General features: G+C 37.6%; 7 protein-coding genes. 4 read left to right on the top strand and 3 right to left on the bottom strand.

All coding sequences use genetic code 11. The features are described from left to right. The first annotated feature begins 692 nt into the window (after positions 1–692). From ACFO3G_RS01210 to ACFO3G_RS01200, 3 genes are all read left to right on the top strand, one after another. Positions 693–1,889 carry a hypothetical protein gene (locus ACFO3G_RS01210; RefSeq protein ID WP_380077224.1) on the top strand — a complete coding sequence of 399 codons (1,197 nt, stop codon included), beginning with the start codon at positions 693–695 and terminating at the stop codon, positions 1,887–1,889. A 17-nt stretch (positions 1,890–1,906) separates the two neighbouring features. Continuing rightward, on the top strand, positions 1,907–3,823 hold the full coding sequence (locus ACFO3G_RS01205; protein ID WP_380077222.1) for an LTA synthase family protein: 1,917 nt from the start codon (positions 1,907–1,909) through the stop codon (positions 3,821–3,823). 116 nt (positions 3,824–3,939) lie between these two features. Further along, positions 3,940–6,516 carry a C10 family peptidase gene (locus tag ACFO3G_RS01200; protein WP_380077220.1) on the top strand — a complete coding sequence of 859 codons (2,577 nt, stop codon included), beginning with the start codon at positions 3,940–3,942 and terminating at the stop codon, positions 6,514–6,516. Positions 6,517–7,103: 587 nt separating this feature from the next. On the opposite strand, the gene ACFO3G_RS01195 is transcribed toward ACFO3G_RS01200, so the two are convergent. Further along, positions 7,104–7,271, bottom strand: a complete 168-nt coding sequence (locus ACFO3G_RS01195; RefSeq protein ID WP_380077218.1) for a hypothetical protein — start codon at positions 7,269–7,271, stop codon at positions 7,104–7,106. A 549-nt stretch (positions 7,272–7,820) separates the two neighbouring features. Beyond that, positions 7,821–8,090 (bottom strand): hypothetical protein, encoded by a 270-nt coding sequence (locus ACFO3G_RS01190; RefSeq protein ID WP_380077216.1) that lies wholly within the window; start codon positions 8,088–8,090, stop codon positions 7,821–7,823. A gap of 548 nt (positions 8,091–8,638) precedes the next feature. Between ACFO3G_RS01190 and ACFO3G_RS01185 the strand changes: the two genes are divergently transcribed. After that, positions 8,639–10,531, top strand: a complete 1,893-nt coding sequence (locus ACFO3G_RS01185) for a T9SS type A sorting domain-containing protein (RefSeq protein ID WP_380077214.1) — start codon at positions 8,639–8,641, stop codon at positions 10,529–10,531. A 49-nt stretch (positions 10,532–10,580) separates the two neighbouring features. Here ACFO3G_RS01185 and ACFO3G_RS01180 read toward each other — a convergent pair. Then, positions 10,581–10,909 (bottom strand): IS3 family transposase (locus ACFO3G_RS01180; protein WP_380077212.1); only part of this gene is annotated, 329 nt, incomplete at its 5' end.

The following is a 10,909-nucleotide window of genomic DNA, read 5'->3' as shown; positions in this document are numbered from 1 at the left end:
TAACTATTTGTATACCATAAAGATAACTATTATTAATAACATGGAAAAGACTTAATATAGAGAAAGTTGAAACTTTTTTCAAAAAACAGAAAGGGCTGCGCCAAATGGAATTTTGACACAGCCCCTTATTTTTTGTTTTGTGATATTTTTATCGGACAGCAATAATAATCTATAAAGAAAAACAATTCCTAATGACAATCATAAGAAACTGCCATCAACGATAAATCTGGGATTAAGGTAGATAAGGGCATATTGAAGTCTCCCAAACACCTTATTTGTGCAGATAAGCATTTCAATTTTGTAAGATACTCTTCTTGGATTCTAAAGCCGGCTGTCTGATAAAAACACCTACAAGATTGAGTCATAAATCAGCATTTGAGCCAAGCGAATATCTTATGGGGTAAAGGATTTGCTTAAATGGAAGGTGTTTCTTTTTTTGAATGTATTGAAGGATTGGCTGTCCGATAAAATTAAGCATGATTTACAGGCTAATGCCTCAGAATAAGTATATCGTTTGGTTAAAGAGCAATCGAGAGAGCTGTTTATATGAAATCCAAGTTTATTGGGCTGCCAAAACTTTCACCGAACAGCAATAAATTCAAAAAATCTAATATAATTTGTGCAATCTGACCTTGACGTAGCGTGGTTAGTCTTTATGTTGTTTTATCTTTGTGTGGTCAGATATTATTATTATGGACAAGCATAAAATTAATCAGCGATTATATAAGGCAAGATATATCTTGCTTCTAATTGTGGTAGCCATTATAGTGGGTGTTGTTGCTATCAATGTAGCTACCTCAAGAACCAAGTTTGAAATAGTAGATGAGCTTGGGGGAAACATCTTTCCTTCGGCTGTATTGTCGGTTGCGACAACCGATACTCTGGTTATTGTACCGGTAGATAGCAATTATCTCGGAAATCCTAAATCTTTGATTGGGGTTAAGCTTTCATCTCCAAAAGCCTTGAGTAAAGTGAGGATTGAGGTTGATGCAACACCTTTTTATAGAAAGTCGGTTTCTGAGTTTATTCTGAATAAGTCCAATAAGGAATACACTATCTATCCGGATATTATTTGGAACTATGAAGCTTTGAGAAATAACAATCAGCCCGAGCCTATCAATGTAGTTGTGCATGTCACCCTCAATGGCAAGGACTTAGGACAAAAAGTGCGTACCTTCTCTGTTCGAAGTGTCAATGAGTGTCTTTTGGGATATATGACACATGGCAATAAGTTTCACGATACAGGCATTTTCTTTGCGGCCTATGTCAATGAAGATAATCCTATGATTGACAAGCTTTTGAGGGAGGCTCTCAATACCAGGATTGTTTCAAGGTTTTTGGGGTATCAATCAAGGCGTCCCAATATGGTAGATCGCCAGGTTTATGCTTTGTGGAATGCTCTTCAGAAGAGAAACTTCAAATACAGTTCGGTTTCCAATACCAGCCTTTCAAGCAATGTCGTCTACGCTCAGAGAGTGCGAACTTTTGATGATGCGTTGGAGTCTTCTCAGATCAATTGTGTAGATGGGTCGGTCCTAATGGCATCTCTTCTGAAAGCTATCAATATTGAACCGATTTTGGTGCGCATTCCCGGACATATGTTTGTCGGTTATTATACCGATCGAAATCATACCAAAGCAAACTTTCTTGAGATTACCATGATTGGGGATGTCGATATGAATGATTATTTCCCGGATGAGGATCTTGACTCCACCATGATCGGTAAATCTCAGAATCAAATGTCTCGTATTACGTTTGATAAGTCATTGGAATATGCCAATAAAAAGTACGATGAAAATAAGGAATTGATCCATTCCGGGAAACTCAACTATATGTATATAGAACTTTCAAGAGCTGTGAGAAGTAAGATTCAACCTATAGGAAAGTAAATATATTTTGGCCGATTATGATTGATATAAAGAATAAACTAAGAAGCAAACCGGGATTTCTCTTCAGCATCGGTGTGGTATTTGTCCTTTTCTTTGAGTTGCTAAGAGTAGTTTTTATGCTCTACTACCATTCATTTGGGGAGGGAGCCTCTTTGTTCGAATATCTTATTTCGATGTGGTATGGTCTTAGACTTGATTTGGTGGTTACCGGATATCTTCTTGTAATTCCTTTTTTAGCTGTAATTTGTCTTTATACTAAGATTCCCAATGCCTGGATAACACGCTTTCTGAAGTATTACTTTATTGCCTTTTCTATTATAGTGACCATCATCTGTGTGGTCGATTTGGGATTGTATGGATATTGGAGGTTTAGGTTGGATGCCACACCTTTGTTTTATTTGAGACAACCCAAAGAGGCGTTGGATAGTGCTCCTCTTTGGATGATGATTGTGGCGGTTGTGCTAATGGCATTGCTATCTTGGTTGCTCTCTTTGACCTTAATAAAATGTGTTAGAAGATATTTTCCCGACAATAAGCCGATCAATTGCTCCGCTCACAGGATTATGGGTTCTGTAGGAACTCTCTTTTTGGGAGGTGTGATCTTTTTGATGATAAGGGGAGGTTTGTCCGTGGCGACTGCCAATGTCGCGATGGTATATCATAGTAGCAACCAGTTTATGAATCACTGTTCTATCAACCCTGTATTTAGCTTTCTATATTCTGTCTCAAGAAGCAATGACCTTATGAAGGGATACGAATTTTATAAGAATCAAGAGGAACTTGCCAAATGGTACAAGCTTCTGCATCAAGAGACTATTGCGGACACTGACCCTTCTCGGTGTGATTCGATTCTTCACAATAGAAGACCCAATATCGTGCTTATCATGATGGAAAGTTTTTCTGCAAATGCGGTAAGCTGTCTCTCTGGCCCCAAAGGTATCACCCCCAATATTGATGCTATATCCAAGGAGGGTATTTTGTTTGATCATACGATTGCCAATAGCTTTAGGACGGATAGAGGAATGGTCTCTATTTTGAGTGCTTTCCCCGGACAGCCGACCTCTTCTATTATGAAGTATCCCGAGAAGGCGGCAACACTTCCTTCGATTGCTCAATCGCTCAAAAGAGAAGGGTATAGTACCTATTTCTTGTATGGTGGAGATGCCAATTTTACCAATACAAAGGCTTATATGAGTTCTACCGGTTATGAGCATATCATTGATTTGGCGCAATTTGACAAAAAATATCGTCTTACCAAGTGGGGAGTGCCCGATGCAATTACTTTTGATTATATGGGTCGAGAGGTGGAGAAGCTATCCAAATCTAAGAAGCCCTTTTTGTATACCTTTATGACTCTTTCCAGCCATGAGCCATTTGATGTGCCGACAAAAAAATATGACAATCCGTATCTCAATTCGGTCCATTATGTCGATCAGTGTGTAGGTAAGTTTATATCTGAATTGAAGAGGACAGAAGCCTGGCACAATACTCTTGTAATCTTTATGGCGGATCATGGCTTTTTGTACCCGGAGTCTGCAACTCAAGAGAAGATTTCTCGTTATCAAATACTTCATATGTGGTGTGGTGGAGCTTTGTCTAAGTCGGCAAAGATTGGCAAACTGTTTAATCAAGTTGATTTGGCTGCCACTTTGCTGTCCCAGATGGGTATAGATCATTCAGACTTTGAGTATTCCAAGAATGTGCTTTCATCTCAAGTTAGTCCCTTTGCAGTCTATTCTTCTCCCAATTTGATTGGCTTGATTGATAGTACGGGTGTAACTACTTATGATTGTGATTCTAAGCGAGTAACTTACAATGAGAAGGTAGGTAAGGAGGATCGTTTGGCCAAAGTAAAGGCCTATTTCCAGACCCTAATGAAAGATATGGATACAAGAGAAAAGCGATTTCTTAATCACGGCAAGAGGGCCTTCTGACTTATTCCCAAGTTTCCTCTGCATAAGGAGTTTTTTGGATTAAGAAGAGGCATTGAACAAATAAGATCAAGAAGATTACTTAGGACAATTATAATTAGCAATAAAGAGATTACAGTATGAATAAATTATTACATCCCCCTTATCGGATTCTTGTAGGGCTTACATTTTTACTATTCTTTTTTATCGACAGCCATGGTAAGCCAATAGATCGGAAAGTTGCTGATAGTATTGCATATAACTTTTTTAATGGATCTCCTTCGCTGAGGAGTGCAGCGGGTATTTGCCCAATTTTGGTTGATGCCCCTTTAGGTGATAAAGATGGGTTAAGGTCTTCTGATCAGCCTCTTTATTATGTATATAACAGCAGCAATCATAAGGGATTTGTGCTGGTTTCAGGTGATGACAAACTACCTGAGATATTGGGATATTCATACGATAATTGCTATTTGGCAGAGAAAATGCCAAGCCATATAAAAGCTTTCTTTGAAGCTTTTCAGAAGGGACTGAACGATTTGTTGTCTCTTGATAAGGAGAGGATAGCTACCTATTTTGCTCCTTCTGTTGACAATGGAGTTAAGCTTTCTGTAAGCCCTCTTTTGGGTGGTATTGAATGGAACCAAGACAGTCCTTGGAATGACAAAACACCTATCTTGAACAATGGTGAACATGCTTATGTCGGATGTGTGGCGACCTGCATGACTCAGATTATGCGTTACTATGAATGGCCCGATAGGTCGGAAGGCGAGCATGAATATACCGAGAATGGGAGAAGACATAAGACGACTTTCGGCAATATATACCGATGGGATAAGATGCCGGAGAAGATTAGCGCAGGAATGACAGATGAAGAGCGAAATCAGTTGGCTACACTCTGTGCCGATGCCGGACTTGCCATGGATATGGCTTATTGGACCTTTGGAAGTGGTACCTATATGCAAAATGCTGTGGAAGGTCTTGCTCGCAACTTCAAATATAGTAAGGAGGCGAAGGTATGTGCGCGAAAAATGTACACCAAAGCAGAGTGGGATCATCTGATCAAGAGTGAACTTTCGGCAGGGCATCCCGTAGGCTATGCCGGAGCATCCAGTGATATTGGGCATGCATTCGTTTGTGATGGCTATGACCAAAATGGTCGTTTTAGTATAAATTGGGGATGGGGAGGTCTTTACAATGGGTACTTTTTCTTGGAAGCTTTAAATCCTAAAGGAACCGGTATTGGAGGAGGCAATAAAGGTGGGTACAACTTTGAGCAGGAGGCTATCATTGGTTTTGTGCCCGATCGCAATCATTCTACCAACTGGGTTACTCCTACCATCGGATGCAATTCTTTTGTGCTGATTGGGAAGAAATCTGCTGATGGCAGTCATTATATCTCTTTTGAAGAGGCCTCTGTATTGCCAGAAATGATTAGTCATATCTCTTTTGAGACAAACTTTAGATTAGAGCTAAGAAATGATGCAAATCTTTCGGATACGAAGACTTTTGAGCCAACTCCATTAAGAGATATTAATCACATCAGCATTCCAAAAGAAGTTTCATTGCCTTGCCAAGGTGATTTTAGTGAGCTCGGCTTATCTCCCAACACCACTTACACGGCATATCCGACTTATAAAAATCGAAATGATCTCTATGAAGAGGTATCTCATATTTTAGCTTGCATATCCAAATATAAGGTTCGTACGGATAATCAAGGAAGAGTGGTGGAGATAACGGCTTGCGATGTCACTCCGCATTTGAAGTTTGTAAAGGGTAATTTTGACCTTTATGGCTATATCTATAATAGTGCCTCTTTTACAGTAGATAATTCGGGGGAAGAATATTTAGGACAAGTCTCATTAATGTATCGAGAGAGTGGAACAAAGAAGTGGTATCCACTCGTCAAAGATTATAAGAGTCTTGCACAGGGTCAAGTAGATTTGACCTATGAAGATTTTTTTATGCCCCTTCCTGCCGGGAAAAAATGCGATATTCTACTGAAAGCGAACGATGGAGAAGGTTGTATTTTGGCTCAAGATATGCCAATTAAGAATCCTCATGCGGATCTCTATGGGTATATGCTTATGTATGATAATGGTAATCCCGACCAGGAGGATCTTGTCAAAATAGATATCAATGATGTTAAGGCTGATGGCTTTTACATTGTTAATTTAGGCAATGCTCCGATAACATTGAGTTTTGAAGGGTATCTGGAATATATTAGTGAAACAACTCCGGAAGCAGTTAGAGTTTCTGTTGGTAAGGTTGGTTTGTCCAATATTAAAGGTAAGAGAAACTTTACGCTTAAGAGAGAAAAGAATACTCAGCCGGTTATTGACCTTTACAATCTGATGAAGAGGGAGCGAGATGCCGGTATCCCTTTCGATTTAGCAATGAAATTTCAGATAGAAAGTTTTTATGGAGAAGCGGCTTATCAGTATATCCCGGATGTAGAGCTATATGATAGCAAAGATGTGGCTGTGAATAAGGTTGAACAATCTGATATTAGAATAAATATCGATGGAGTATCAAACCAAATCTCTGTCACAGGGGCTAAGCCCAATGAGATGGTTGCATTATACAGCATAGATGGCAGATTGATTTTTAAAGGAAAGACAAATGAAAATGGAATGATTGACTTCAGAGCTAATGAACAAGAAGATCTTTTAATCATTAAGATTGGACATGAGGTCAGAAAGTTAGCTATCAAAGAATAATAGCTTTCCAAAATCTCTTTTCTAATAGATCTGTTTAGGTTAAAATGGTTGCAGCATCAATTTGTTGCAACCATTTTTTTATCCTTATAAATGGCAGGATGATGTGTTTCGTAATTACCTGAATACTTGGTTGTCATTGTTGGCAGAATGAGTTTCGCATTCCCTGGCTTAAGCCTTGTCCATCCTGTCCAATTATCGTGTTATAAGCCAAAGGCAATGCTTCAATATAATCTGTGGTATTAGACACCATAGCTGCGTGCAATGGTCTCGTCAATATTTGGACTGAGACCATAATGCCCGGAAATCATAGCTAAGTACGATGGCCGCAGTCCATTGAGTCTTTTGCTATAGCCTATCATTTGTTTTAATTTACATTCTCCTTCCTCTTTTTTCAGCTTGAAAGCGAAGTTTGCGTTGCCATTGGGCTTCGGCTATTTCAGAAGAGACATTTAATCTGTTGTAAAAGTGTCGGATATGGTTTCTACTGCATTCTCAATGCTGGTTGTAACGGTATTGGAAAGCGATTCTGCAATGGTTTTATTGGGATTGTTGCGTGGAGTACTGCGACGGCCGATTTGCCTTTTCTTTCATCTTAGGATAGCTTTATTACATATTGCAGACCAAGCTGAGAAAATCATTTTATCAATGAACAGGCGTACCCCCTTTTCTCCATGAGTTTGCTCGTTCAATAATAGGTAAGCATTCTGCTGAACATAACTTTCTGTGAATAACGATCCATTTCTTGCTATTTTCATCTTAATCTATTGGTCAATTAGTTAGCAAAATATCATCTCTTTTTTTCTTTACACTATGAAAGAGTGGGGAAGAGGGTAGAAAAAATATTCATTTGATTGGGTGTTTTTGAGCTAAACATCTTCTTTTATTAATAAATAATGTAAATTTATTCAGCCGTTTTTTACTATCAAACAGCCCTTTTTTGACCTAAAAAGAGGCTCATTCTTCACAAAATCTAAAACCGATAGTACGAAATCGTCCTATCTGAATGTTAATATATGTATAAGCTGATTTTTATGGACAAATTGGCGGCTTAAAAACGCACTTTAGGCTGCTTTTTTTGGATGGTCGCGCGACTTGCAATCCATTCTCGCGCGACCTTGAAGGTAAACTCGCGCGAGGTTGCACCTGAAGTAGCGCGACTTCGTATGTCAAGGTCGCGCGACAACGGATCGAAAGTCGCGCGAGAACAGATTACTTCTCGCGCGAGCTTATTTGTTAAAATAGCGCATAAAAAAGCCCGTTTCGTACTATTAAAACGGGCAAAGTCTGCAAAAGGTCAAGTGACCCTAACCCTCGAATTTGAGATTTTGAGGTTGAATGAGTGCTGTTTGATCAGTTTTTTGAGTGTTAGTCAAGATAACGGTATTTAACAAATAGGTATCTCTAAAGATGAGCTTCACAACCCAATCAAAAAGATTATTCTTTAGATCATATTTGTTGGTCGAGGAGGTCTCGATTTGCTCCTCTAATATAAGACATATCTTACGCCCAAGGAGGAGTGATCCGCCAAGCAAAATCATTATCAAAAGTATGGTAAGTAATATGCTTATCTCCATGGTTATTGTTTTATTATCAATGCCTAAGATACTAAAAAGGATTCTCTAATGCAATGTTGCTCTGTTTGTAAATGTTATACGCAGTATCACTTTCACAACTTTGTAAGAGAATTTTGAGCTATTAAGGATAAGATGCAAGGAGCTGAAGTTAAGGTTGAAGAGAATATAATTAATAATTCATTTATGGAATATAAAAGGTCTTTAGTGTCTTAATCTTTCTTATAATAGTTGTACAAGAACTAATTTCATCAACATAGTTTGAGTAATTCGTAAAATATTAATACTTTTATCGATGATTAGATTATGGCGATGCTGAGTATAATGAAGAAAAATTCTAGTATCATCGAAACTTACCTACGCACAATTTGCATAGCCGGTCGCATATTATTAACCAAAAAGTATAATAAATGAGTAATTTCTACAAGACTTTAACCTTGGCAATTTTTTGCATGCTTTCGTTTGGTATGCTAGCTCAAGTAAAAAACAAATCTCTTCGAATGAAGAAGATAGATCACATCAGTACCAATGCAACTCGTATTGTACCAAAGATGACTAAGTTCAACAATTCAAACAAGAATGTTGAAGTAACTTTTAAGTACCTCCCATTAGAGGGCTTCAAACCTGCAGGAATTTCTATTTACAATCAACAGGGCTCGCACTATGCAATGGATGTAGAGGATTTAGAATTCAAACAGGAGATCCCCGCAGGCACATACTCTATGCATGCCATGTTTTTATCAAAAGATGGCGATGTAGTATTAGTATTTTTGGAAGATAGGACAATTGACAAACCCATGACTGTTTCTTTTGATCAGTCACTTGCTAAATTTCCTATCAATATTAATTATGTCGATGAAAAGAACAATTCACTGAAGCTAAATATCTTCAATGATAAAGAAGAGGTTATTTCTAAGGGTAATATTGAAGACATGACTTCTTATTCGCTTATAAGCTATGATGGAGCCGGGATAGTAGCCATCATAAGAGACAACACATTCAAAACTGAAAAATTCATGGATGTGTTAAGGATAAACGAAGTAAGCGAAAAATATCATTTTTTCAATGGTGCCAACATATTGAAAGGCGGAGTTGATTATTTCCTTTGTTGTGGAGCTGATTTAAAAGATGCATCAATGGTTAAAAATGAAGCTTCCGATATATTTGATTACACTCAAAAATTTGGGCATACATTCTTAGGAAAAGACCAAGAAAACAACTATATCTATGGATTTAACTTTTCAATCGTATATAATGGTATTTCTTCTGTAAGTACAATTATCACAGATAAAGGATATATTGTTAAAGAGTCAAACCCTTCTTATAAAGTCGGACTGCCAACTAAATATGACAAATATACAGCGATGGTTTCTGCAATGCTTGGAGATACTGCAGATGGAGATGGTGATAATAAAGATTTTCACTTTATCAAAGGGTTGCCAATAGTTGGTACAGCGAATGATGCACATTTTGTCAACTTTGGATATGAGCAGGGATTTGCAAAAGGGAAAGACGGTGGTGCCGAAATTGTATATCCCGGTCATCCTGAATTTTCGGCAAAATATAATAGTGATGTCATTCTTGGTAATAACTGCCCTATTGCATCCGTACTTGTTGAAGAGGGAGATATATATCCGACATACATTGGAAGGTATGGAGAGATATTTGAAACAGACAATAATAATTATAAGGAAAGTATTAAAAAGGATAGTAATAAAAGTCTCGTAACATTAACGAACAACAATGTATGGGTGGACGGAATGAGAGGTTCTAATATCTGTAATATAGAGTTTGATAAGAAAGATGAAGACAATCTTCCTCCAACACTTCAAATGTTAATGTTTAAAGATAAATCAGACAGTGTTACAGACCATTTTTCAACTCTTGCCGGTGGTGTCCTTGAATTTGCAGCTGGAGACTTTGAAAGAAAAGTAGTAGACAGTGAGGGACGATTTTATTATGAGTGTAAGCCAATAGATGTAAATGTATATTATTCAGTTCATGATTTAAATGAGTGGACCTCGCTTGAATACCAGACAGATGAGTCACTTTTCTTCTTTCCTAGTTTTGGCTATTTTTATAAAGTCGATCTTACAGCAGTTGATTGTAAAAATCAAAATCAATGGTTTGATATTAAGATTGTTTTAAAGGACAAAACGGGTAATAAGCAGACTCAAATATTAAGTCCTGCTTTTTTCTCAAAAGAGAAACATACAGCTTCTACATTCCAGGCAGATCCCAATTTAATACAATTAGTGAGAGATGATAACTTTATTGTAATAGAAGGAACTGACAATCCGATGGTAGAAGTTTACTCTCTTGATGGCATTAGAAAAGTTTCTTCTATCGGAAACAGTATCGATATTTCTGAGCTTGAATCCGGAATATATGTTGTTGTTATAAAAGATGCGTTCAAAAACAGAACGTTCAAGGTTAGCTTTTAATTATGAGGGGGCGATTTCTAACNCCAAAAGTTGGACGTTAAATTAAACGTTATAATTGTCTATAATGAGCTCGGTATTTTACCGGGCTCATTCCTTTTAACCTCAGTTTTATTCTTTTATTGTTATACCATTCTATATATTTCTTTAAGTGGATTTCAAAATTCTCGACAGTCTCAAAGTCGTTGACATATAAGAGTTCATTCTTCATAATCCCGAAGAAGTTCTCCATCATCGCATTATCTAGGCAATTGCCCTTTCGTGACATACTTTGTATAATGTGATGCTCCTTCAACCTCTTCTGATACTTTGCATGTTGATAGTGCCATCCTTGGTCAGAGTGCATAACCAATCCGTCAAGATTCTTATGTTTGCGAAAGG

It is taken from the genome of Falsiporphyromonas endometrii (assembly GCF_042654485.1).
In the GTDB taxonomy this organism is placed as follows: Bacteria; Bacteroidota; Bacteroidia; order Bacteroidales; family Porphyromonadaceae; genus Porphyromonas; species Porphyromonas endometrii.
Note: the sequence above shows the minus strand (reverse complement) of the source record. Positions and strands in the feature narration are given on the sequence as shown.

What these genes read in the sequence shown, in the direction of transcription:
- ACFO3G_RS01190 (WP_380077216.1), bottom strand. Translation starts at nt 8,090, where the DNA reads ATGGAGATAAGCATATTACTTACCATACTTTTGATAATGATTTTGCTT.
- ACFO3G_RS01210 (WP_380077224.1), top strand. Translation starts at nt 693, where the DNA reads ATGGACAAGCATAAAATTAATCAGCGATTATATAAGGCAAGATATATC.
- ACFO3G_RS01195 (WP_380077218.1), bottom strand. Translation starts at nt 7,271, where the DNA reads ATGAAAATAGCAAGAAATGGATCGTTATTCACAGAAAGTTATGTTCAG.
- ACFO3G_RS01185 (WP_380077214.1), top strand. Translation starts at nt 8,639, where the DNA reads ATGACTAAGTTCAACAATTCAAACAAGAATGTTGAAGTAACTTTTAAG.
- ACFO3G_RS01200 (WP_380077220.1), top strand. Translation starts at nt 3,940, where the DNA reads ATGAATAAATTATTACATCCCCCTTATCGGATTCTTGTAGGGCTTACA.
- ACFO3G_RS01205 (WP_380077222.1), top strand. Translation starts at nt 1,907, where the DNA reads ATGATTGATATAAAGAATAAACTAAGAAGCAAACCGGGATTTCTCTTC.